Below are 22,185 nucleotides of genomic sequence, written 5' to 3'. Positions count from 1 at the left end.
CGGTTAATGCCTGTTGTCAGCAGATACCTATGGACAGTCCCTATCGACATAGGTAAAGTCGGAGGCGGGTGCACCGTCGCACCCGCCGAAAGGACTCCCCGATGGCGACTCGAAGCACGCCCGCGATCAACCGGGCAGCATCACTGGAACTCATCCACGACTTTTCCCTCGAAATGACCGGCAAGGACATCCCCGCGCTGACCGAGGCACAGGGCCACATCCCGCCGGGCACGCGGATCAACGTCACCTTCCTCGGCAACGAGGACCTGGAAATGCGGGTGGCCGCCGCCAGGGCGGTCCGCGACCTCGGCTTCGTGCCTGTCCCGCACATCTCCGCCCGCCGCCTGAAGTCCCAGGCGCAGCTTGAGGAGTTCCTCGGACGCCTGCAGGACGTCGGCGCCTCCGAGCACGTCTTCGCCGTCGGCGGCGACCCCGCAGCGCCGGAAGGCCCGTACGAAGACTCGCTCGCGGTGATCCGCAGCGGCATCCTGCAGCAGTACGGCGTGCGCGAGGTCGGCATCGGGGGCTACCCCGAGGGCCACCCGGACATCCCGAAGCAGGTGCTCTCGCGTGCCCTGACGGACAAGACCGCGGCCCTCGCCGAGCAGGGCCTGGGCGCCGTCATCCTCACCCAGTTCGCGTTCGACACCGATCCGGTCGCCGACTGGATCGACGCCATCCGGTCCGGCGGCATTAACGCCCCGGTCCGCGTCGGGACACCGGGTCCGGCCGGCATCAAACGCTTGCTCGGCTTCGCACGCCGCTTCGGCGTCGGCGCCAACGCCATGATCGTGAAGAAGTACGGTTTCTCTCTCACAAACCTCATGGGTGACGCGGGCCCGGACCGGTTCGTCACCGATCTCGCCGCCGTTCTAGCAGAACATACCCCCGGGCAGCAGCCGCACATCGGGGGCCGGGTAGGGCTGCACTTCTATACCTTCGGCGGGCTGCTGGCGACGGCGGACTGGGTCCGTCAGTTTATCGCCGAGCAGGGCTGAGGCTCAACTGTGGCACTGCACACCGAGTCCCTCAGGGACCAGTCCTGCCTGATAGTCCACGGCCCGGATCGGCCCGGAATCGTCGCGGCGGTGGCGGCCCTGGTCACCCGCCACCACGGCAACATTGTCACCCTCGACCAGTACTCCAGTGATCCGGCGTCGGGCGATTTCTTCCAGCGGGTTGTGTTCACCCGCCCGGATCTGGCCGCGGCAATGCCGGCGATTGAAGCCGACCTGGACAGAACCCTGACGCCCCTGGGGCTGCGCTGGACGCTCACGGACCGGTCCGTCCCCAAACGCATGGCCATCCTGGTGTCGACGTCCGACCACTGCCTGCTCGAACTGCTCTGGCGGCACCGGCGCGGTGAGCTGCCCGTGACCATCCCCATGGTGATTTCCAACCACACCAACACCGCCGAGGACGTCCGCTCTTTCGGGGTGCCCTTCTTCCACGTGCCGTCGGTCGGCCCCGACAAGTCCGCGGCTGAAGCCGAAATCCTGAAACTGCTGGACGGAAACGTGGATTTTGTCGTGCTGGCACGCTACATGCAGATCCTGTCGCCGGACTTCCTGGACCGGACCGGGGTGCCGCTGATCAATATCCACCACTCATTCCTGCCGGCATTTGTCGGGGCAGCCCCTTACCGCAAGGCCAAGGAGCGGGGCGTGAAGTTGATCGGCGCAACGTCGCACTACGTGACCAAGGACCTTGACGAGGGTCCGATCATCGAGCAGGACGTCGCCCGCGTGACGCACGCCCATTCGGCCACCGACCTCCAGGCCCGCGGCGCCTACGTGGAACGGGCCGTGCTCTCGCGTGCCGTGCAGTGGCACGCCGAGGACCGCGTCGTCCGGCACGGCAACCAGACCATCGTCTTCTGACCCGAACCGCTACCCGCCCGACTCGACAACCATCCGACCCAAGCAATCCGATACAGAACAAGAGGTTCACCGTGGCACCTAAGAATCTGCAGGAAGTCCTCGACGCGTCCCGCGGCGCCGTCGACCTGCTCCGCAACTCGCAAATCGGCTCTTACATCTACCCGGTGGTCCCGGCCGACTTCCAGAACTGGATCAAGGAACAGACCGCCTGGCGCCAGACCGCCGTGCTGTACGACCAGTCCCACCACATGGACAACCTCTTCCTCAAGGGCTCGGACGCGATCAAACTGATTTCGGCCACGGCGATCAACTCCACCGCCGTCTTCCCGGTCAACAAGGCGAAGCAGTATGTGCCCACGACCGCGTCAGGACACGTCATCGGTGACGGCATCCTTTTCCGCGAGGGAGAGGACGAGTACGTCTATGTCGGGCGCGCGCCCGCGGCGAACTGGCTGCTCTACCACGGCCAGACCGGCGGCTACAGCAACCTGGACATCAGCGTGGACCGACGTTCGCCGTCACGTCCGTACGGCCACCCGGTGACCCGCCAGTACTACCGCTTCCAGATCCAGGGTCCGAACGCCTGGCAGGTGATCGAGAAGCTCAACGGTGGCCCGCTGGAGCAGCTCAAGTTCTTCAACATGTCCACGATGACGATCGACGGCACCACCGTGCGCACCCTCCGCCACGGAATGGCCGGCGCGCCCGGCCTTGAGGTCTGGGGACCCTATGCCGACCACGACCGCATCCGCGACGCCATCGTCGCGGCCGGCGCCGAGTTCGGGCTGGTCCCGGTCGGGTCCCGCGCCTATCCGTCCAACACCCTTGAATCGGGCTGGATTCCGTCCCCGCTGCCTGCCATCTACACCGGCGAAGCGGAGCGCGGCTACCGCGAATGGCTCCCCGCCGACGGGTACGAGGCGACCGGAACCCTGGCCGGGTCCTTCGTGTCCGAGAACATCGAGGACTACTACCTGACTCCGTTTGAGCTCGGCTACGGCTCGTTCGTAAAGTTCGACCATGACTTCATCGGCCGCGACGCCCTGGAGCGGATGGACAAGGCGTCGCAGCGCAAGAAGGTCACCCTGGCCTGGGACGCCGGGGACGTCACCGCGATCTACGCGTCACTGTTCGACGTGGAGGGCCCGAGCTACAAGTTCTTCGACCTGCCCCTGGCAAACTACGGTTCCGCCAACTACGACTCGGTGGTCGACGCCGACGGAACGGTCGTCGGTTACTCGATGTTCACGGGCTACAGCGCGAACGAGCGGCGGGCACTGTCGCTGGCAACGATCGACGCCAATGTTCCCGAAGGCACCGAACTGAAGGTGGTGTGGGGGGAGCCGAACGGCGGAACCGCCAAGGCCGCCGTCGAGCCGCACGTGCAGACCGAGGTCCGCGCGGTGGTCAGCCCGGTGCCCTACTCGACAGTCGCCCGCGCCACATACCAGGGCGGGTGGCGCACGAACTACCAGCCAGCCTAGGCTGGGAACTCCGGGTCAAGGGGGCGGCGACGCCCCCTTGACCCTCCCTCCGGCTGCTGAAGGAGCACCGCATGAGCCTCCGATACGCGCTGCTCGCGTTGCTGCGCGTCGGCCCGCTCTCCGGCTACGAACTGCAGAAGCAGTTCTCTGCGTCGGTGGGGCACGTGTGGCATGCCCCCGATTCCCAGATCTACCCCGAGCTGCGCAAAATGGAAGCCGAGAACCTCATTGAGGGCGAAGAGCAGCCAAGGGGCCAGCGCGCCACCCGGCGCGTTTATCACGTCACGGCCGCCGGCGACGCGGCGTTCCTGGCCTGGATGCAGACGCCGCTGGAGTACGCCCGCGTCCGCGATCCCGCCCATCTGCGTGCTGCGTACCTTGAAGCCGCGTCGCCGGCAGCCGCCCGCGATTTCTTCCGGCGGCACAGCGCCCAGTGGGAGGCCGAGCTGGCGCAGTGGGAGGGCGAGCTGCTGCGGATCGCCGGGGTGGAGAACCCGATGCTGGTGCGGCGCCTCGCGGTCACCGACCCGGGCGACCGTGAGCGCACCATAGCGTTCAAGCGGTTCACCTATGAGGGCCTCGTGGACCGGGCCCGGGTCGAGATCGCCTGGGCCCGGCGCGGACTCCAGCTGATCGACCAGCTGGAGGCTTCCGGCGGCGTGTGGGCCCGCCCGAGTCCTGCCGGCGTCTAGCATCCTGCGTCAGCCCTGGGCTCCGCCGTCCCGGATCCGGGGCGGCGGCGCCAGGGCCTGCCTGCTACCCGAAGTTCTGCGCCGTCGCGTATCCCTTCCCGTTGTACTTCTGCACCAGCACGGACGACACAGCCGGCTGGCCGTCGACCGTCGTGTCCACCGAGGTGCCGGAGAGCATTAGTGGCGCCTGGAAGCCCTTGACGTTCCGCAGGGCTGTCATAAAGCTGTCCCGCGTCGGCGCATTCATGCTCTTGAACGCCTGCTCCAGCGTCGCGCCCACCATGTAGCTCCACATGCAGTGCGGGAACGCCGGCATGTCCGGGTATTTGCCGTACTGCTTGAGGTCGGCGAGGAACTTCACGACGTCGGGATCCTTGGCGAACTCCGGGCTCTGCGGCGCCTTGGCGAAGGACACGGAGTACACGCCGGGGTAGGCGGCGGCACCGCCGGGCGCGAGGATCGCGGTGGGGCTGGAGGTGTTGGACGGCAGGAACCAGCTGGGCTTCCAGCCGATCTGTTGGGCTTTCTGCAGGGAGGCGATGGTGAGCGGGGTGATCGACATGGCGTTGAAGAAGACGTCGGCTCCCGACGACGCCAGCTGGGTGAGCTGCGCATCCACCGAGGTGTCCGTGGCCTCGTAGGTCTGTTCCCCGACGACGGAGATGTTCGACGCGCCCTTGATGGCGTCCTTGAAACCCTGGACGTAGCCCTTGCCGTAGTCATCGTTCTGCGACAGGATGGCGACCTTGTGCTGGTCCTTGGATCCGGCGAGCAGCTTGCCGAAAGCGGCTCCCTCGTTCTGGTAGACGGGCACGAACCCGAGTTGCCACGGGCTCTGCTTGCGGTCACTGAACAAGGGGTCGCCGGTCATCACGAGCACCTGGGGGACCTTCTGGCTGATGGCGGCCTCCCGGAAGGCCCGGTTGGTGGGCGTGCCGAGGCCGGCCGTGGCGGCGAAGACATTGTCGGACACCATCTGCTGGAAGTTCGCCAGCGATTTCTGCGGGTCGTAGCCGTCGTCGTACGTCTTGATGTTCACGGTGCGCGTCTTGCCGTCGCCGAATTTCACCCCGCCTGCCGCGTTGACCGCGCCGAAGTAGGCTGAAACGCCCGCGACGGTGCACGTTCCGGGCCCGGCGGTGGCGCCGCTGAGCGGGGTGGTGATGCCGAGCGTGATCGACGAGTCCGTAATGCCGGGGGACGCGGCGCCCGATCCCCCGCCCTGGCCGGCGCCGTCCCGGACGCAGCCGGAGAGAGAGAGCGCCAGGATGGATGCCATCGCGACGATACCGAGGACCCCGTCTGGCTTTTTCCGAATCTTCATCATCGATCTTGCCTCTCTGTTTTTTTGAGTCCCTCCGGCGCGGCTTCCGTAATCGGAGGAGCTGCGGGAGGGGGCTGCGGGGGATTCCCGGGTGTGGAGCGTGCGGTGCGCCCGCGGGTGAGCCGGCGGACCACCCGCGGAAGGCTGACCAGGCCTTCGGGCAACAGGAACAGCACCAGGAGGAGGATGGCGCCCTGGCTGGCGGTGGTAAAGCTGGGGTCGATGGCGTTGGTGAGCTGCGGAACCAGGACGTAGTAGGCGCCGCCGATCAGTGATCCCGCGATGCTCCCCGCGCCGCCAATGACCATGGCTGCGAGGAGAGTAATGGAATGGCCGAAGCTGAGCGTCTCCGGCGAGGTGTACTGCACAGCCGCGAGATACAGGAAGCCGCTGGCACCGCCGAAGATCGAGGCAACCGTAAAGGCCAGCACTTTGGTGCGGTACGGCGAGACGCCCATGGAGGCAGCGACAGCCTCGTTCTCCCGCACGACGCCGAACGCCCGGCCGTATTTGCCGCGGACCAGGTTGCGGCCCAGCAGGAAGGCGGCTGCCGTGACCAGCAAAATGATGTAGAACTGCCACTGGTCGTTGTACAGGCCGGACCAGTCGGGTGCGTCGGTGAACCGGGCCGAGATGCCCTGGGAACCGCCGGTGAATCCATCGAGCCGCTTGGCCAGCGGAACGCCCACGATGGGCAGGGCGATCGTGACCATGGCGATTGCGAGGCCGCCGAGCCGGGCCGCTGCGAGCGCCACGAGTAGCCCCACGATCCCCGCAATGAGGCACGCCAGGAAGAAGACCAGGACTATGTTCCAGCCCTGTTTGACCCCGTAGGCGGTAACGTAGGCGCCGAGCCCGACGAAGAAGATCTGACCGAGGTTGACCTGCCCCGTATACCCCATGACGATGTTCAGCCCCAGCACTGCGACGGCGTAGACGCCGACCCGGACCAGCGTCTGGTTGGCGAACGCCGGGAGGACGAGCGGGGCGGCAATCAGGGCCAGCGCGACGACGGCGAGGACGACGATCCGCGCGGATCTGTTGCGGTGTGCGGACAAGATGCTGCTCATCAGACTCTCACCACGACCTTTCGTCCGAACAGGCCTTGGGGACGGAGGATGAGGATGACAAAGATGAGGAAGAACGGCACGGCGATCTTCAGGTCGTGGCCGATGAACGGCACGTACACGGCCACGAGGTTCTCCAGGACGCCGATCGCCGAGGCGGCGACGACGCAGCCGATCGGGCTGCTCAGTCCGCCGAGGATGACGGCCGCAAGGGCATAGACCAGCGCAGTATCCAGCATGCCCGGAGTCAGGGTCAGCTGCGGGGCGACCAGGACCCCGGCGATGGCACCGAGCGCCGCAGCGAGGCCCCAGCCCACCATCAGCAGCCTTCCCACGGGGAGCCCGGACAACGCCGCGGATGCGGGGCTGTCGGCCACGGCGCGAAGAGCGAGGCCGAGCTTGGTGCGCAGGAACAGCACCTGCAGCGCCGCCATGATCACGACGATCGTCACCGTGGTAGCCAGCGACCGGACGCTCACCACCGCCCCGAGAATGTCGACGCTGGTGAGCGGGAAGAGCGAGGGGAATTCGAGGTTGTTGTAGCTCCAGATGATGGCCGTGATGCCCGTGACCAGGGTCAGCAGGCCGATCGTCACCACGACGGCGGTATCCGGGTCGCCGCGCTCGAACCGGCGGACCAGGAACCGCTCCACGAGGGCGCCGATGAAGAATGAAATCGCCACCGCGAGGATGATCCCTACGATCAGCGGCAGTCCCAGCTGGACGAAGGCATAGGCGACGTACGCGGAAAGCACGGCGAGGCCGCCCTGGGCGAAATTGATGAGGCCGGTCGCCTGGTTCACGAGCACAATTGCCAGAGCCAGGGCCGCATAGATAGATCCGGTGGAGAGACCGTCAACCACCAGCTGGATAAAGATTCCCATCCGTTCAACCCCCCAGGTAGGCGCGGCGGATCTCGTCCATGCCCTTGAGCTCGGCCGAGGTGCCGGTCAGCACGTTGCGGCCCGTTTCGAGCACGGTTGCCGTGTCCACCACCGAGAAGGCGAGGTTGGCATTTTGCTCCACAACCACCATCGCGATGCCGGACTCGCGCCGGAGCCGGCGGATCGCCTCATATACAGTTTTGGCCGTACTCGGCGCCAGGCCCAGGGATGCTTCGTCGAGCAGCAACAGCCTGGGCTTGGCCATGAAGGCCCGGCCCACCGCGAGCATCTGCTGCTCACCGCCGGACAGGGCCGCAGCCCGCGAGCCGATCCGTTCCTTCAGTTGCGGAAACAACTCCAGGTAGTAGTCGATGTCCGCGGAGATCGCCTGGCGGCCCTTGCGCAGGTAGGCACCGACCAGCAGGTTTTCGCGGACGCTCAGCTGGCCGAGGGTTCCACGGCCTTCCGGAACGTGGGCGATCCCCAGGGCCGCGACCTGGTCCGGGCGCAGGCCCCGGATGTCGCGGCCGTCGAACGTGATCCGTCCGCCGGTGTGCACGGTGCCGCTGATTGCACGCAGCGTGGTGGTCTTGCCCGCCCCGTTGGCACCGAGGATGCCCACCGAGCCGCCCTCCGGCACGCTGAGCGAGACACCGTCGATCACTTGGACAGGGCCGTAGGACGCGGTCACGTCGGCGAGCTCAAGCAGCGTCATCCGAGGCGTCCTTCCCGATGTAGGCCTCAATGACGCGTGGATCGGATTGCGCCTCTGCCGCAGTGCCTGCCATAAGTTTGCGCCCGTGGTCGAGCACCACCACCTGGTCCGTGAGGGCTGAAATGAGGCCCATGTGGTGCTCGACAATGACGATGGTGGTGTCCTGCTCGGCACGGATCCGCTTCACCGTCCCGATGAGCTGCTCCACCTCGCCATGCGAGAGTCCTGCGGCGGGCTCATCAAGCAGCAGCAGCGCGGGCCTGGACAGCATGGCACGCCACAGCTCGATGCCCTTGTGCAGGCCGTGCGAGAGTTCATCCGCCGGCAGGTCCGCCGCCCAGCCAAGTCCGGCCCGCTCAAGGAGCTCAAGTGCTTCGGTGCGGATTGAGCGCTCGGCACGCGCGGTGTTCGGCAGCCGCAGCGCCCACGCAACGGGCCCGCCGGGGAGCCGGGTGTGCCCGCCGAGCAGCACGTTTTCCAGGACGGTGGCATTCAACCGCAGGGCTGGATGCTGGAAGGTGCGCGCCAGACCCAGCCGGGCGAGGCGGGACGGGGCGCTGCCCAGCACCTCGGTGCCGTTGATGGTGATCGAGCCGGAGCTGGGCTTGTAGTGACCGCTGATGCAGTTAAAAAGGGAGGTTTTGCCGGCACCGTTGGGGCCGACCAGGCCAAGGATGACCCCGGGCTTGACGTCGAAGCCCACGTCCTGGAGCACCTTGACCCCGCCAAAGTGCAGGTTAACGTCTTTCAGGCTCAGGCTTGCGGCCACCCCGTACCTTCCTGTCGCACCATTGCAAGGAATCGGTGCGATCGGTCAGGACCGCCCGAGACCGACGGTACGGATCGCAGACGAAATTGTCAACGATCTGGAAGGCATGGTGGCCGGGGGCTGGCTGAGTACAGCTAGCCCCCGGCCACCGACTGAATAATAAGGACTTCCTGGCCCGGCGCCACCTCGGTGCCGAGCCCCTGCAGCCGCCGGATCTCGTTCCCGCTGACGTAGATATTCACGTAACGGCGGACTGCTCCGGTCTCGTCCCGCAGGCGCCGGGACAAGGCGGGCAAGTCCCCGGTCACGGCATCCAGCAGCCACCGGACAGTGACAGGCCCGTCAGCGGGCGCAGTCAGGATGGACTGCCCGCCGGCCAGGGGCGCCAGGACGCTGGGCAGCAGCACACTGATCTCAGGCAACGCGACGACTCACGCGGAGGCCGCGGCGACGGCGGGCTCCGCAGTGCGCAGTCCCGGACCGGTGACTGCCGCGACCCGGACGCACAGCACGTCGGGCAGATGCGAGGCGACCTCGGTGAAGTGTTCGCCCTCGTCGGCGCTGGCGTAGACGCTGCCGCCGCGGGTGCCGAAATAGACCCCGGCGGGTTCGGCCGTGTCGACGCAGGCCGCGTCCCGGAGGACCACGTTGTACTCCGCCTGCGGCAGCCCGGCGTCCAGCCGCTTCCAGCTCGCGCCCGCGTCGTCGGTCCGGTGCACGGCAAGCTTTCCATCCGGCGGGATCCGCTCGCCGTCGGCCTTCAGCGGGATGACCCAGGCCGTGCCAGAGCGGCGCGGGTGGGTCAGCATGACGAAGCCGAAATCGGCGGGCAGGCCTTCGGCGATGGACTCCCAGTTCTCGGCGCCGTCGTCGCTGCGGTACACGCCGTGGTGGTTCTGCGCGTACAAACGGCCGTCGACGGCGGCATCCGCGGCGATCTTGTGGACGCACTGGCCGAACTCGGGGTAAGGGTCGGGGTTGAAGCGGGCCGAGATTCCCTTGTTCCGCGGCTCCCAGGACGCCCCGCCGTCAAGCGACCGGTAAACGCCGCCGGTGCTCATCGCCACGTGCACCTTGTCGCCGTCCGGGTTGACCACGATCGAATGTGCCGCGGCCCCGCCGTAGCCGGCACCCCATTCGCTGCGGTGCGGGTGGTCCCACAGGCCGCGGTTGAGTTCGAAGTGCTCGCCGCCGTCGGTTGATTTCCACACCGAAATCGGCTCGCAGCCCGCCCAGACGACGCCGGGACGCGAGTCGGCGTCGGGGTGGATCTGCCACACCCGTTCCAGCGCGGCATCCGTGTCCTCGGGGAAACGGATGGCGCCGTTCTCCGGCTCGGTCCAGGTTTTGCCCAGATCGTCGGAATGAAAAACGGTGGGCCCCCAGTGCTCGGAGCGGACCCCGACCAGGATCCGTGTCCGGCCCTCGCGGGTGTCAATGCCGATGCTGGGGATCTCGCTCATCAGGAAATGCGGGCCGGTAAGGGACCAGTTTTGGCGGTCCGGACTGCTGGCCAGCCAGAGGCCCTTCTTGGTGCCGATCGCCAGGACATAACTTTCTGAAGTTGCCATGCCCTACATGGAACCACCGCTGACCGGCACCCGCAATGGTTTTTCGCTACCCGGTGGACGAATCCGGACGCGAGGCCTGCCGTGGCCGGCGAGCCTTCAAGGGGCCAGAATGGAGCATGGCCGCCGAATACCCCAGCCCCCCAGACGGGCTCCCTGACCCCTCCGACCGGGACGCGGTGATTGCCGGCTACCGCAGAAACTGTGCGGAACTGGAGGCCGGTCTGGCTGCCGCCACGCCGGAGTGGCTGCAGCGGCGCAGCGCGGGGACCCGCTGGAGCAACGAGGAACTGCTGTACCACATGGTGTTCGGCTACATGGTGGTACTGGCACTCCTGCCGCTGGTGCGCGTATTCGGCCGGCTGCCGCTGCCCGTCAACCGCGGTTTCGCCTGGCTGCTCGCCGCCGGGACGGCACCGTTCGACGTCGCCAATTACTGGGGCTCCAGAGCGGGTGCACGCGTCTACAACGGCCGCAGGATGGCAGCGAAACTTCGGCGGGTGACTTCACGCCTGGTACGCGGACTGGCGAAGGAAACCCCTGCCGACCTGGGCCGCGCGATGTCCTTTCCCGCGCGCTGGGATCCGTTCTTCCGGGCGACGATGTCCCTGGCGGACGTCTACGCTTACCCCACCGAGCACTTTGACTTTCACGCGGGCCAACTGTCCGCGGACGGTCCGGTCCGCCAACATTTCACGCCGCGGCGGGCCCCGAAAAAATAAAGCGAAAGTAGTTATTCGAGGTGCTGGCGGATGGTCGCCGCCGCCACGTAAGGTTGAATTCGTAGGCGGGAAACCTCCTACCCCATAGCTGCTCCGGAGTGCGTATCCCCCAATAACGCACTCCGGAGCTCTTTAATTTCCGGACCGCACCTTGCAAGGTTTGATACCCCCTGGGGGTACTTGCCATATACCCCCGGCGGGTATATGTTGAGGGCATGAACGAGTCCGAAGCCTCCGTCGCGGCCCCCCTGGACGACGCCCTGACCCCTCAGCACGGCTACTCCGCCAACAAGGACGCCTACCTCAAGCGGCTCAAGCGGATCGAAGGGCAGGTCCGCGGCATTGCCCGGATGGTCGACGAGGACAAGTACTGCATCGACATCCTCACCCAGGTCGCCGCCGCCACGAAGGCCCTGCACGCCGTCAGCCTTGGGCTGGTCGAAGAACACATCGGCCACTGCGTAATGGGAGCGGCCGCGGAACCCGATCCGGAGCGCCGGGCCGAAGCCATCGACTTCAAAGTCAAGGAGGCGACCGATGCCATCGGCCGCCTGCTGCGCTAGCGGCAACACCACCCACCCCACCAGCGGGCTGATGAACGACTGCCAGTCCCCCACCAAGGAGCAAGCCATGAGCACCGTTTCCACCACCGTCGAGGTATCCGGCATGACCTGCGGACACTGCGTATCCTCCGTCTCCGAAGAGCTTGAGGCACTGGCCGGTGTCGAAAGCGTCGACGTCGACCTCAACGCCGGCGGGATCTCCACCGTGACGATCACCTCCGAGGCCGCACTCTCGCCCGCCGAAATCGGCGAAGCGGTCGCCGAAGCCGGGTACCTGGTGGTTGCCAACGAGGCCTGAGCCTGACTCAGGCGGGCGGGACCACGCGGTGCGGGACCTGGTCTGGCGGGAGTCAATGGGACAGAAATTAGCAGGCAGGACCGAGGGAAACAACCGTGAGCAACGCGCAACAGCAGGACCAGCCCGGCGGCAGGGTGGTTGAACTCGACATCGAGGGCATGACCTGCGCCTCCTGCGTGGGCCGGGTCGAACGGAAGCTCGGCAAGCTCGACGGCGTGCACGCCCTGGTCAACCTCCCGCTGGAATCCGCACGGGTCACCGTCCCGGCCAACATCACAGACGAGCAGATCACCGCCACGGTGAACTCCGCCGGCTACAAGGCAACGATCCGGGCCACCGCCAACCCCGCCGGTGCCGGCGAAGCGGCGGCCGGGAATCCGGCAACAACGCTGAAGACCCGCCTGCTCGCCGCAACCGTCCTCACCATCCCCGTCTTCCTGATCTCGATGTTCCCGGCACTCCAGTTCCCCCACTGGGGCTGGGTGGCCGGCGCCCTGGCGTTGCCGGTGGTCAGCTGGGCGGCCTGGCCGTTCCACCGGGCCGCCGCCGTGAACGCCCGGCACCTGGCGTCCACCATGGACACGCTGGTGTCGATCGGCGTGACGGCGGCCTACGTCTTTTCCGCCTGGCAGTTGCTGGCCGATCCGCTTCTCACCGCGGATCCGGCCATGGAGGCCATGGGTTCCGGGGGCCTGTACTTCGAGGTCGCCGCCGTCGTCACCACCTTCCTGCTGCTGGGCCGCTACCTGGAGGCCAACGCCAAGCAGAAGGCGGGCGACGCGCTCAAGACACTGTTGGACCTGGGCGCCAAGGATGCGACGGTGCTCCGGGACGGACTCGAATTCCAGGTGCCCGCGGACCGGCTCAAAGCCGGCGATGTCGTCGTCGTCCGCCCCGGCGAGAAGATCGCCACCGACGGGGTGATCATTGAGGGTGCCTCCGCCGTGGACGCGTCCCTGGTTACCGGCGAGTCGATGCCGGTCGAGGTGGGGCCGGGCAGTCCGGTCACGGGTGCCACCATCAACACCTCGGGGCGGCTTCTGGTCCGCGCCACCCGGGTCGGCGCCGACACCACGCTGGCGCAAATGGGCCGGCTGGTCTCCCAGGCACAGTCCGGGAAGGCGCCGATCGCGCGGCTCGCGGACCGCATCAGCGCCGTCTTCGTCCCGGTGGTTCTCGTCCTCGCCGCTGTCACCTTCGGAGCGTGGCTGCTCGCCGCCGGGCCGGTTGTCAGCACGGCCGAATTACGTGCCGCCTTCACCGCCGCCGTCGCGGTCCTGGTCATTGCCTGCCCGTGCGCCCTGGGCCTGGCCACGCCGGTCGGGCTGCTCGCAGGCACCGGCCGCGGCGCCCAGCTTGGCCTTCTGATCAGGGGTCCCCAGGTGCTCGAGGATACCCGCACAGTGGATACCATCCTGCTGGACAAGACCGGCACCGTCACCACCGGACGCCTTGGCGTCACCGGCACCCGCGCGTTTGCACCGTTCGCCGAGGACGACGTCCTGCGGTTCGCCGGCGCGGCGGAGGCCGCCTCCGAGCACCCCATCGCCCGTGCCATCGCGGCAGCCGCATTGACCGCGGAGCCAGGGACCGGCGACGGCGCGCGGCTGCCCGCCGTCGCCGGATTCCACTCGGCCCCGGGCGGCGGCGTCCGCGGCGGCGTCGAAGGGCGCCTCGTCGTGGTGGGCCGCGCGGGCTGGCTACAGGAGAACGGTATCGCCGTCACCGATGCGCAGCAGGCGGCCCTCGCGGCCGCCGAGGGGGCGGGGGCCACCGCGATCTGGGTGGCCGTGGACGGAATGCCGGCAGGCATCATCAGCCTGCGCGACAGCGTCAAGCCCGGTTCGGCCGCGGCCATCGCCCGGCTCCGGGAGCTGGGACTGCGGCCCATCCTGCTGACCGGCGACAACGCCGCGGTGGCAGGCCAGGTGGCCACCGCCGTCGGCATCCCGCCGGAGGACGTCTTCGCGGGCGTGCTGCCGGAAGGCAAGGTCGCCGCGGTCCGTGCCCTGCAGGCCGCCGGCGCCACGGTGGCGATGGCCGGCGACGGCGTGAACGACGCCGCGGCACTGGCCCAGGCGGATCTGGGCATCGCGATGGGCTCCGGCACCGACGTTGCCATCGAAGCCGCGGACCTGACCGTGATGGGCGACGGGCTGGGGCAGGTCGGCCAGGCCATCGAGCTCTCCCGCCGCACGCTCGCCACGATCAAGACCAACCTTTTCTGGGCCTTCTTCTACAACGCGGTGGGCATTCCGGTGGCGGCCCTGGGCCTGCTCAATCCGATGATCGCCGGCGCCGCGATGGCGGCGAGCTCGGTGCTGGTGGTGGCGAACTCGCTGCGGCTGCGCAGCTTCGGCAAGTAACCCCCGCCCCGCCCAACTGGCTCGCAGTAGGTGGCGTTTTGGATGCTCAAAACGCCACCTACTGCGAGCTACTTGGGTTGAGGGGCTTAGGGGACGGGCTCGACGTCGTTGGCGTGGTCGAGTTCGGCGCCGAAGCGGGCGGGCCGGCGCAGTTCGTCCCAGCGGACCAGCACCACCCCGCCGACGATCAGGATACCGCCCAGGAGCTGGACGGGGCCTGGCAGCTCGCCGAGGAGCAGCCAGGCCCAGATGACGGCGAAGAGCACCTCGGTGAGCGAGACAAAGGACGCGACCTTGGAGCCCAGTGCCCGCGCTGCCACGATGCCGGAGACGTAGGCGAGCACGGTGGCAAGGAGGACCAGGCCGCCCAGCGCCACCCACCACGGCGTGACCCAGGGACCCAGCCGGGTGTCGGCCGTGCTGGCGGCCATCGGCAGCAACCCGGTGGCCGCGGCCAGCCACATTACGGCCGCGCCCGCCATCAGACCTCCCGAGGCCAGCACGATCGGCGGCAGGGTGTCATTTTCCTTGGCCGTGATGAAGAAATAGATGGCCAGGCAGACGGCGGCCGCGACCCCCCACAGCACGCCGACGACGTCGATCTTGACCGCCCCGGTGAGGTCCAGCACCAGAACCAGGCCGCCGAGCGAGAGCAGCGTTCCGGCAATGGTCAGCGCCTGCGGGCGCCGCCGGCTGGCGGCCCAGAGCCACAGCACGATCATCACCGGGGCGAGGTATTCGAGCAGAAGCGCGACGCCGACAGAGAGCCGCGCGACGGCGTTGAAATAAAACAGCTGGCAGGCGGCGACGCCGATCAGGCCGAACAGCAGGATGGTCAGCCAGTTGTTCCTGAGCTGGTGCCACCGGCCGCGCAACGCGGCAACGGCGGGGACGGCCAGGACCAGCGCGGCGCCGGTAAGCCGTGCGGTCACCGCGGCGCCCGGCGTCCAGCCCGTCTCAAGCAACGCCTTGGCGAAGGAGCCGGAGAGCCCGAACACCGCGGAGGAAAACAGGGCCACCCCCAGGCCGGAGGCGAGGAAGCCGGACGCGCCCGACGCGCCCGGCATGGGCTGTTGGGCAGCGCGGGGTGCGGGACGGGTTGCGGCCGGGGCTCCGGCGGGACGGCGTGCGGCAGACACGGGCAGTCTCCTGTCAGGAGTAAAGTTGGGTGATGGTCATGACAGTACGCCCGGTCGACGTAAGGAGTCAAGATGATATTTGCCCCTGACACTGAGGTTGCGCTGCGTTCGGTGGTCAGCCTGATCAACACGGCCGCCAACGGGGAAGAGCAACTGGCCACCGTCGCGGACCTGGACCGCTTTCTCGCGGCCGAGAACTTCAGCGGCTCGCGGACCCGGGATGCCGCGGAATTGGCCAGCGTGCACCGGCTGCGTGCCCGGCTCGCGGCGCTGTGGCTGGCCGATGAGGGCACCGCCGTCGACACCGTCAACCGCCTGCTGCGCGACGCCAAGGCCCTGCCGCAGCTGATGAAGCATGACGGGTGGGACTGGCACCTGCATGCAACCACCCCCGAGGCCCCCCTGGCCGACCGGATGAGTACCGAGGCCGCGATGGGGCTGGTGGACGTGATCCGCAGCAAGGAAATGGACCGGATGCTGGTCTGCGCCGCGGATGATTGCGACGCCGTCGTGCTGGACCTCAGCCGGAACCGTTCGAAACGCTATTGCGACACCGGGAACTGCGCCAACCGCGCGCACGTCGCGGCCTACCGGGCGCGGAAGGCGGCCTCTTAGCGGCGCACCCCGGCCGGCGTCGCCACCTGCTAGCTGATGTCCCCGCCGGCGTCGCGGGTGTCCGCGTCGGGACCCGGCTGCGGGGTGTGGCCGCCGCGGGGCGTCGCCGGCCGCCGGGAGCTCAGGTTGACGCCGGAACCCTTGCCCAGGTGCTCGGCGTTCTCCTTGTAGCTCATCGAGAGCATGGCCGCGAGCACGAGCGTGGCGATGAAGGCAATGCCGGCTGCGGTGAAGGCCAGGTCGTAGCGGGCTTCCTTGTCACTTCCACCGGAGGCGAAGATCAGGACGGCGAAGAAGGCCAGCACTGCCCAGAACGCGGAGAACATCAGCGGTCCCTTGACCGAGGTCCGCAGGCTGCGGCGTTCTCCTGATTTCTGCTCTGCCAAGATGCTTTCCTCCTGCCGCCAGCGCCGATCAGGCGTGGCAGTCGTGATACCGCGGTTGTTCTACGCCGGGTAGAACCTGTCCGTACTAGTTTACGGCCTCCGCGGAAACGCCCCGCCCATCGTGGCGCAGGGTCAGCCCGGCCAGGGCCCAGAGCACGCCGCTGAGGATCGCGCCGCCGCCGGCGACGCCCAGCAGCGCGTGCGGGCCGAGGTCAATGAAAAACGGCAGCACAACCGCAGTGCCCAGGCCGATTACGCCGGAGGCAATCCAGTCTCGCGCCAGGACCGAGCGTCGGCGTGCGGCCACCCCCAGATAAAGTTCCGCGACCCCGGCCAGGCCCAGGCCCACGGCGGCCAGGGTGCCGAACACTAGGCTTCCGGTGAGCAGCGCCACCGCGACGCCGGTGCCGGCCAGCACAGCCCCGGCGGCGGCGAGAATCTTGGCGCCGCGCTCACCGTGCGTCAGCCCGGTCTTCCGGACACTCCAGACCAGCGCCACGCCGGTGGCCAGCAGATAAAGGCCACCCGTCCAGCCCATGCCCGCGACCGGGGGCGCCGCCCAGAACACGGTGACGGCGCCGAACACCAGGGCGACGCCGGCCCGGACCAGCACCGGCCTCCACAGGTCGGTGGCGGCGGGAAGGGTCGAAGCGCGGGGGGCTGCGGGGAGAGTCACCCGACCAGTTTAGTGGGTGCCGGATCCCCGGCCCGCACCGGGCCGCAGCCCCGGCCCTGCGGCCCTTCACCGGGCCCCGAGCAGCATCCACCGGTCCGTGCGCGCCCGCAGCCCCAGTGTCAACGCGCGGGCCAGCATGTAGCCCAGCGAGAAGGCCGCCCAGAGCCAGAACAGTGCCGCGCCGCCGTCGGCGCCCGAGAGCCGGACCCACAGCAGCAGGGGCAAATAGGCGGCGAGATTCACGACGCCGGCAATCGCCAGGTACCGCGCGTCGCCGGCGCCGATCAGCACGCCGTCGAGCACAAAGACGTAGCCCGCGACCGGCTGCCCCGCGGCCAAGACCCACAAGGCGAGCGTAAGGGCGGCCCGGACGCCGCCGTCGTTGGTGAACAGCAGCCCCGCCCACGGCGCCGCGGCGGCCAGCAGGATCCCGGTCAGGACGCCGAAGCCCAGTCCCCAGCGGACCATCGTTCCGGTAAGCTCCCGCGCCGTTGCCGGGTGGGTCGCGCCCAGTTCCTTGCCGATCAGCGCCTGGGCGGCGATCGCGAGGGCATCCAGGGCAAAGGCCAGGAAAGTAAACACGGTCATCGCCAGCTGGTGGGCGGCCAGATTGACCGGCCCCTGGGCGGTGGCCACGAGGACGGTGGCGAGGATCGCGATCCGCAGGCTCAGCGTGCGCAGCATCAGCCACGACCCCACCCGGGCCAGGGTCCGGACACCGCGCCAGTCCGGAAACAGGGACACGCCGTGGTCTCGGGCGTTGCGCTGCACCATCACGAGATAGACCAGCGCCATGGCCCATTGGGCGATGCTGGTGCCGAGGGCCGATCCGGCGACCGAGAGCTGCAGCCCGTAGACCAGGAAAAGGTTCAGCAGGATATTGACGGTGAAGCCGGCGGCGGACACTGCCAGCGGGGTCCGGGTGTCTTGCAGACCCCGCAGCACTCCGGTCCCGGCGAAGATGAGCAGGGTGGCCACGAGGCCCGGCAAGGACCAGCGGAGGTAGTCCACGGCAAAGGTCCGCACTTCGCCGCGCGCGCCCATCAGGTCCAGCAGAGGTTCGGCCGCGAGGAATCCGGCGGCTGCCAGGACAGTGCCCAGCAGCAGGGCCAGCCACACGCCGTCCCGCCCTGCAGCCAGCGCCTTTGGCAGCTGGCCGTTGCCGATGGCGCGCGCCACGGCGGGAGTTGTGGAATAGGCGAGAAACACCATCAGCCCCACCGCGGTATGCAGCACGGCCGAGGCCAGTCCGACGCCGGCGAGCTGCGCCACGCCCAGGTGCCCGACAATCGCCGAGTCGGCGAGCAGGAAGAGCGGCTCGGCGATCAGCGCCCCAAAGGCCGGGACGGCCAGGCGCAGAATTTCCCGGCGGCGACCGGCCGGGGACGCGAGTGCGGAAGTTGGGGAGGGGGCTGGCACGCGACCACCCTAGCGCTCCTGCAGGCGTCGCACGACTTGCTTTAGTTGACTTTTCAACTGATTTCCCGGAAATATATAGGTTGAACTTTCAACTAAACCGTGGCAGCGTGCCCCGCCGCGGCCCACCCAGGACGGGATCCCCCATGAACCAGCCCACACTGACCACCACCGCCCGCACGATCCTCCGCATCGTCACCGGCTTCCTGTTCGCCGCCCACGGCTGGCAGAAGTTCAACGAGTGGACCATTGCCGGCACCCAGGCCTCCTTCGCGCAGATGGGCGTTCCGGCGGCCAACTTCACCGCACCGGTCATTGCCACGCTGGAACTCGTCGGCGGCGTCGCCCTGATCCTCGGCGTGCTGACCCGCGTGTTTGCCGTGCTGCTCGCGGTGGACATGCTGGGTGCCCTGTTCCTGGTACATGCCGCAGCAGGAATATTTGCCGCCACCGGCGGCTATGAACTGGTGCTCATGCTGGCTGCCGCCGCCGTGGCCGTGGCCCTGGTCGGCGCCGGCAAGCTCTCCGTGGACAAGGCACTCTTCGGCCGGCCCGGCTCCAAGCTCGGCGTCCTCGCCTAGGGGCCCTTCGCACCACCGCACGACGGCGGGCGGTCACCTTCGAGGTGGCCGCCCGCCGTCGTCGTGTGTGGCGGCCGGCGCCGGGATTGTGTCGCGGCCCTGCGCCGGCTGGCCCGGCCGTCAGTACACTCGCTTCCATGACTGAGACTTCCGCCCATGCCGTCACACTGCGCTTTCTGGCCGCCCCCATGGACGTCGGGCACAGCGGCTCGGTGGACGCCGGGACGGTGCTGGAGTGGGTGGATAAGGCGGCCTATGCCGCCGCCGTCGGCTGGGCGAAGTCCTACTGCGTGACCGCCTACGTTGGGAACATCCACTTCGCGGATCCGGTCAACAGCGGCGACATGGTGGAGGTCACGGCCACCATCGTCTATACCGGCCGGTCCTCCATGCACATCCGCACCGTGGTCTCCTCGGGCGACCCGAAGGGCGGGCCGGCCACCATGCGCAGCCAGTGCCTGGTGATCTTCGTGGCGGTGGGCGAAGACGGCAAGCCGATTCCGGTGCCGTCCTTTGAACCGACCACGCCGGAGGAAATCGAACAGCGCGATCATGCGCTGGCGCGGATCAAGGTCCGCGAGGACATCGTCCAGGCCATGAGCGGGCAGGAATACACCGACGCCGGAACCGCCGAACGCGTCACGCTGCGGTTCATGGCCGCGCCCACGGATGTGAACTGGGGCGGCAAGGTCCACGGCGGCACCGTCATGAAGTGGATCGATGAGGCCGCCTTCGTCTGCGCCTCGCGCTACTGCGGTAAGGACACCGTGGCGGTCTTCTCCGGCGGCGTGCGGTTCTACCGGCCGCTGCTGATCGGCGATCTGGTGGAGGTGGAGGCCCGGCTGGTGTACACCGGAACGAAAGGCATGCACGTTGCCGTACACGTCCGCTCCGGGGACCCCAAGGGCCACGAGCTGAACCTCACCACCTACTGCCTGACCGTCATGGTGGCCCGCGACGGGAGCGGCGCCGCCGTGCCGATCCCGCAGTGGGTCCCGGCCTCGGAGGAGGACCGGCGGCTGCACGCCCACGTCCGGGAATTGCTGGAGATCCGGGGCCGGGCGCCGGGCAACCGGCTGCCCAACCACCTGCTCTAGAAGCCGCCGCCCGCGTCCCCCGCCATGTTGGCGAAGCGGGAGTAGTGGCCCTGGAAGGCCACCACTATGTCCTTGGTCGGGCCGTTGCGGTGCTTGGCGATGAGGATGTCCGCCTCCCCTGCGCGCGGCGATTCCTTGTCGTAAACGTCTTCGCGGTGCAGCAGGATCACCATGTCGGCGTCCTGCTCGATCGAGCCGGACTCGCGGAGGTCAGAGACCATGGGCCGCTTGTCCTGGCGCTGCTCGGAGCCACGGTTCAGCTGCGAGAGTGCAATCACGGGAACCTGGAGTTCCTTGGCCAGCAGCTTCAAGGCCCGGGAGAACTCGGAGACTTCCTGCTGGCGCGATTCGACCTTCTTGCCGGAACTCATCAGCTGCAGGTAGTCGAGGATGACCAGCTTGAGGTCGTGCTGCTGCTTCAGGCGGCGGCACTTGGCGCGGATCTCCATCAGCGACATATTGGGGCTGTCGTCGATGAACAGCGGGGCATCATTCATCCGGCCCATCGTGGTGGCGATCTTGGACCATTGCTCGTCCTTGATGGTGCCCTTGCGAAGGTCCTGCAGGCCGATCGTGGCCTCCGCCGACAGCAGGCGCATGGCGATCTCGTTCCGGCCCATTTCCAGGGAGAACATCACGGTGGCGAGGTTGTTCTTGATGGCCGCGGAGCGGGCGAAGTCCAGCGCGAAGGTGGACTTGCCGACGGCGGGGCGGGCGGCGATAACGATCATCTGGCCTGGGTGCAGGCCGTGGGTCAGCTCGTCGAGCTCGTAGAAGCCGGTGGGGACGCCCACCATTCCTTCGCCGCGATGGCCGGAGGCCTCGATCTCATCCACGGTGGCTTCCATTACGTCCTTGAGGACGACGTAGTCCTCGGCCGTGCGGCGCTCGGCCACGGCATAGACCTCGGCCTGTGCCTGATTCACCAGGTCTTCCACCTCGCCATCTTGCCCGTAACCGAGCTGGACGATCTTGGTCCCGGCGTTGACCAGCCGCCGCAGGACGGCCCGCTCGGCCACGATCTCAGCGTAGTAACCGGCGTTTGCCGCGGTGGGGACGGTCTGGATCAGCTCGTGGAGGTAGGCTGGGCCGCCGATCCGGTTGATTTCGCCACGCTTGGTCAGCTCGTCCGAGACGGTGACGGCGTCGGCGGGCTCGCCGCGGCCGTACAGGTCGATGATGGCCTCATAGACCGTTTCATGCGCCGGGCGGTAGAAGTCCTGGCCGCGAAGGATTTCCACGACGTCCGCGATGGCATCCTTGGAAAGCATCATGCCGCCCAGCACCGACTGCTCAGCGGGAATGTCCTGGGGCGGCTTGCGGCTGCCTTCAGAGCCCCGAGTGCCCTCGACCGAGTCCAGATGCGTAACTGACAAAACTGCCGTCCTTCATAATGCGCCGGTGGAATTAAGTGTGCCGGCGGCGCTGAGCCGTGTGTGGTGGTGCAGCTGCCGCACGGTCCGGCAGCCATCCACCGGTTTCTTCCTATCAGCGGGCCCCGACAATTTGTCCGTGCTGTAGTGCTGCGGCGGTCCGCGGCTGCCCTCCGAAACCGGTGCGCCGGCGTCGCGGTGCCGGTGCCGCGGTGACCGGATTTCGGTGCCGCCAAGCTGGACACCCGCAACGTTATCCCCCGATCGGGCAGGCACCAACCCGGGCTGCCGCCGCGGCTGTGGATAACTTGTGGACTAAGGCCGCCTGCTTGTGCACAGCCTGTGGGCCGGCCTGTGGATAGAGAAATTCTTTCGTCGCCAATACAGGCCTGACCTGCAGAAACGCTACTGCCCGACTGTGGATCAAAAACAATTTTTCGCAAGCTTCATCCACAGCTTGCAGCTCCCGGCTGGGGATACCATGCCGCCGGCCGGAGCACAGAACATCCCAGATATGCGCATACTGTGATGCTTGTCATGCGGAAGGGCTGAAAATTGACGGCATCCCAC

23 protein-coding genes are annotated in these 22,185 nt (G+C 67.9%); 11 read left to right on the top strand and 12 right to left on the bottom strand.

What is annotated here, in order from left to right; translation table 11 throughout:
• Positions 1–101: 101 nt before the first annotated feature.
• The 4 genes from AC1DGI_RS04160 (at position 102) to AC1DGI_RS04145 (ending at position 4,056) form a co-directional block, all read left to right on the top strand.
• The gene (locus AC1DGI_RS04160) at positions 102–998 is read left to right on the top strand and encodes a methylenetetrahydrofolate reductase (protein WP_476897876.1); all 897 of its coding nucleotides are present in this window, start codon (positions 102–104) and stop codon (positions 996–998) included.
• Between the two features lie 9 nt (positions 999–1,007).
• The gene (purU, locus tag AC1DGI_RS04155; protein WP_476897875.1) at positions 1,008–1,880 is read left to right on the top strand and encodes a formyltetrahydrofolate deformylase; all 873 of its coding nucleotides are present in this window, start codon (positions 1,008–1,010) and stop codon (positions 1,878–1,880) included.
• 71 nt (positions 1,881–1,951) lie between these two features.
• Positions 1,952–3,364, top strand: coding sequence for a vanillate/3-O-methylgallate O-demethylase (ligM, locus tag AC1DGI_RS04150; protein WP_441401781.1), 1,413 nt, complete (start codon positions 1,952–1,954; stop codon positions 3,362–3,364).
• A gap of 71 nt (positions 3,365–3,435) precedes the next feature.
• Entirely contained in the window at positions 3,436–4,056 is a 621-nt protein-coding gene (locus AC1DGI_RS04145; RefSeq protein WP_441401780.1) for a PadR family transcriptional regulator, read from the top strand.
• A 64-nt stretch (positions 4,057–4,120) separates the two neighbouring features.
• Here AC1DGI_RS04145 and AC1DGI_RS04140 read toward each other — a convergent pair whose 3' ends face one another.
• The 7 genes from AC1DGI_RS04140 to AC1DGI_RS04110 form a co-directional block, all read right to left on the bottom strand.
• Positions 4,121–5,383 carry an ABC transporter substrate-binding protein gene (locus tag AC1DGI_RS04140; RefSeq protein WP_476897874.1) on the bottom strand — a complete coding sequence of 421 codons (1,263 nt, stop codon included), beginning with the start codon at positions 5,381–5,383 and terminating at the stop codon, positions 4,121–4,123.
• Entirely contained in the window at positions 5,380–6,450 is a 1,071-nt protein-coding gene (locus AC1DGI_RS04135) for a branched-chain amino acid ABC transporter permease (protein WP_476897873.1), read from the bottom strand. Before AC1DGI_RS04135 ends, AC1DGI_RS04140 begins: the two co-directional genes overlap by 4 nt.
• Positions 6,450–7,331, bottom strand: coding sequence for a branched-chain amino acid ABC transporter permease (locus AC1DGI_RS04130; RefSeq protein WP_441403129.1), 882 nt, complete (start codon positions 7,329–7,331; stop codon positions 6,450–6,452). Before AC1DGI_RS04130 ends, AC1DGI_RS04135 begins: the two co-directional genes overlap by 1 nt.
• 4 nt (positions 7,332–7,335) lie before the next feature.
• A complete protein-coding gene (locus tag AC1DGI_RS04125) occupies positions 7,336–8,046 on the bottom strand; it encodes an ABC transporter ATP-binding protein (protein ID WP_476897872.1) in 711 nt (236 codons plus the stop codon).
• Positions 8,033–8,815 (bottom strand): ABC transporter ATP-binding protein, encoded by a 783-nt coding sequence (locus AC1DGI_RS04120; protein ID WP_476897871.1) that lies wholly within the window; start codon positions 8,813–8,815, stop codon positions 8,033–8,035. Before AC1DGI_RS04120 ends, AC1DGI_RS04125 begins: the two co-directional genes overlap by 14 nt.
• 134 nt (positions 8,816–8,949) lie before the next feature.
• Positions 8,950–9,237 (bottom strand): MoaD/ThiS family protein, encoded by a 288-nt coding sequence (locus tag AC1DGI_RS04115; RefSeq protein WP_441403132.1) that lies wholly within the window; start codon positions 9,235–9,237, stop codon positions 8,950–8,952.
• Positions 9,238–9,246: 9 nt separating this feature from the next.
• The gene (locus AC1DGI_RS04110; RefSeq protein WP_476897870.1) at positions 9,247–10,386 is read right to left on the bottom strand and encodes a WD40/YVTN/BNR-like repeat-containing protein; all 1,140 of its coding nucleotides are present in this window, start codon (positions 10,384–10,386) and stop codon (positions 9,247–9,249) included.
• A 116-nt stretch (positions 10,387–10,502) separates the two neighbouring features.
• Here AC1DGI_RS04110 and AC1DGI_RS04105 point away from each other — a divergent pair, with 116 nt between their 5' ends.
• The 4 genes from AC1DGI_RS04105 (at position 10,503) to AC1DGI_RS04090 (ending at position 14,332) form a co-directional block, all read left to right on the top strand.
• Complete coding sequence (locus AC1DGI_RS04105; protein ID WP_476897869.1) at positions 10,503–11,105, top strand: DinB family protein; 603 nt, start codon at positions 10,503–10,505, stop codon at positions 11,103–11,105.
• Between the two features lie 215 nt (positions 11,106–11,320).
• A complete protein-coding gene (locus tag AC1DGI_RS04100) occupies positions 11,321–11,668 on the top strand; it encodes a metal-sensitive transcriptional regulator (RefSeq protein ID WP_476897868.1) in 348 nt (115 codons plus the stop codon).
• A 67-nt stretch (positions 11,669–11,735) separates the two neighbouring features.
• Positions 11,736–11,966, top strand: coding sequence for a heavy-metal-associated domain-containing protein (locus AC1DGI_RS04095; protein ID WP_441401553.1), 231 nt, complete (start codon positions 11,736–11,738; stop codon positions 11,964–11,966).
• Between the two features lie 95 nt (positions 11,967–12,061).
• Positions 12,062–14,332 carry a heavy metal translocating P-type ATPase gene (locus AC1DGI_RS04090; RefSeq protein ID WP_476897867.1) on the top strand — a complete coding sequence of 757 codons (2,271 nt, stop codon included), beginning with the start codon at positions 12,062–12,064 and terminating at the stop codon, positions 14,330–14,332.
• A gap of 86 nt (positions 14,333–14,418) precedes the next feature.
• On the opposite strand, the gene AC1DGI_RS04085 is transcribed toward AC1DGI_RS04090, so the two are convergent.
• Entirely contained in the window at positions 14,419–15,399 is a 981-nt protein-coding gene (locus AC1DGI_RS04085; RefSeq protein WP_441401555.1) for an EamA family transporter, read from the bottom strand.
• A gap of 144 nt (positions 15,400–15,543) precedes the next feature.
• Between AC1DGI_RS04085 and AC1DGI_RS04080 the strand changes: the two genes are divergently transcribed.
• Positions 15,544–16,086, top strand: a complete 543-nt coding sequence (locus tag AC1DGI_RS04080; protein WP_476897866.1) for a CGNR zinc finger domain-containing protein — start codon at positions 15,544–15,546, stop codon at positions 16,084–16,086.
• A 29-nt stretch (positions 16,087–16,115) separates the two neighbouring features.
• On the opposite strand, the gene AC1DGI_RS04075 is transcribed toward AC1DGI_RS04080, so the two are convergent.
• From AC1DGI_RS04075 to AC1DGI_RS04065, 3 genes are all read right to left on the bottom strand, one after another.
• Entirely contained in the window at positions 16,116–16,472 is a 357-nt protein-coding gene (locus AC1DGI_RS04075; protein WP_476897865.1) for a hypothetical protein, read from the bottom strand.
• Positions 16,473–16,557: 85 nt separating this feature from the next.
• Entirely contained in the window at positions 16,558–17,148 is a 591-nt protein-coding gene (locus AC1DGI_RS04070; RefSeq protein WP_476897864.1) for a hypothetical protein, read from the bottom strand.
• 66 nt (positions 17,149–17,214) lie between these two features.
• Positions 17,215–18,567, bottom strand: a complete 1,353-nt coding sequence (locus AC1DGI_RS04065; RefSeq protein WP_476897863.1) for an MATE family efflux transporter — start codon at positions 18,565–18,567, stop codon at positions 17,215–17,217.
• A gap of 143 nt (positions 18,568–18,710) precedes the next feature.
• On the opposite strand from AC1DGI_RS04065, the gene AC1DGI_RS04060 reads away from it, so the two are divergent.
• Together AC1DGI_RS04060 and AC1DGI_RS04055 are read left to right on the top strand one after the other, a co-directional pair.
• Entirely contained in the window at positions 18,711–19,145 is a 435-nt protein-coding gene (locus tag AC1DGI_RS04060; RefSeq protein WP_476897862.1) for a DoxX family protein, read from the top strand.
• Between the two features lie 137 nt (positions 19,146–19,282).
• Positions 19,283–20,242: an acyl-CoA thioesterase gene (locus AC1DGI_RS04055; protein WP_476897861.1), complete on the top strand. Its 960-nt coding sequence runs from the start codon at positions 19,283–19,285 to the stop codon at positions 20,240–20,242.
• On the opposite strand, the gene dnaB is transcribed toward AC1DGI_RS04055, so the two are convergent.
• A complete protein-coding gene (gene dnaB, locus AC1DGI_RS04050; protein WP_441400290.1) occupies positions 20,239–21,618 on the bottom strand; it encodes a replicative DNA helicase in 1,380 nt (459 codons plus the stop codon). The genes AC1DGI_RS04055 and dnaB overlap by 4 nt on opposite strands.
• Positions 21,619–22,185 lie beyond the last annotated feature (567 nt).

It is taken from the genome of Arthrobacter sp. 05N428_2 (genome assembly GCF_056397065.1).
The sequence above is the reverse complement of the archived record's forward strand: the minus strand, read 5'-3'. Positions and strand labels throughout refer to the sequence as shown.

Excerpts from the sequence above, each read along its gene's own strand:
- AC1DGI_RS04160 (WP_476897876.1), top strand. The coding sequence starts at position 102 with ATGGCGACTCGAAGCACGCCCGCGATCAACCGGGCAGCATCACTGGAA.
- AC1DGI_RS04145 (WP_441401780.1), top strand. The coding sequence starts at position 3,436 with ATGAGCCTCCGATACGCGCTGCTCGCGTTGCTGCGCGTCGGCCCGCTC.
- AC1DGI_RS04140 (WP_476897874.1), bottom strand. The coding sequence starts at position 5,383 with ATGATGAAGATTCGGAAAAAGCCAGACGGGGTCCTCGGTATCGTCGCG.
- AC1DGI_RS04135 (WP_476897873.1), bottom strand. The coding sequence starts at position 6,450 with ATGAGCAGCATCTTGTCCGCACACCGCAACAGATCCGCGCGGATCGTC.
- AC1DGI_RS04130 (WP_441403129.1), bottom strand. The coding sequence starts at position 7,331 with ATGGGAATCTTTATCCAGCTGGTGGTTGACGGTCTCTCCACCGGATCT.
- AC1DGI_RS04125 (WP_476897872.1), bottom strand. The coding sequence starts at position 8,046 with ATGACGCTGCTTGAGCTCGCCGACGTGACCGCGTCCTACGGCCCTGTC.
- AC1DGI_RS04110 (WP_476897870.1), bottom strand. The coding sequence starts at position 10,386 with ATGGCAACTTCAGAAAGTTATGTCCTGGCGATCGGCACCAAGAAGGGC.
- AC1DGI_RS04105 (WP_476897869.1), top strand. The coding sequence starts at position 10,503 with ATGGCCGCCGAATACCCCAGCCCCCCAGACGGGCTCCCTGACCCCTCC.
- AC1DGI_RS04100 (WP_476897868.1), top strand. The coding sequence starts at position 11,321 with ATGAACGAGTCCGAAGCCTCCGTCGCGGCCCCCCTGGACGACGCCCTG.
- AC1DGI_RS04095 (WP_441401553.1), top strand. The coding sequence starts at position 11,736 with ATGAGCACCGTTTCCACCACCGTCGAGGTATCCGGCATGACCTGCGGA.
- AC1DGI_RS04085 (WP_441401555.1), bottom strand. The coding sequence starts at position 15,399 with ATGCCGGGCGCGTCGGGCGCGTCCGGCTTCCTCGCCTCCGGCCTGGGG.
- AC1DGI_RS04080 (WP_476897866.1), top strand. The coding sequence starts at position 15,544 with ATGATATTTGCCCCTGACACTGAGGTTGCGCTGCGTTCGGTGGTCAGC.
- AC1DGI_RS04060 (WP_476897862.1), top strand. The coding sequence starts at position 18,711 with ATGAACCAGCCCACACTGACCACCACCGCCCGCACGATCCTCCGCATC.
- AC1DGI_RS04055 (WP_476897861.1), top strand. The coding sequence starts at position 19,283 with ATGACTGAGACTTCCGCCCATGCCGTCACACTGCGCTTTCTGGCCGCC.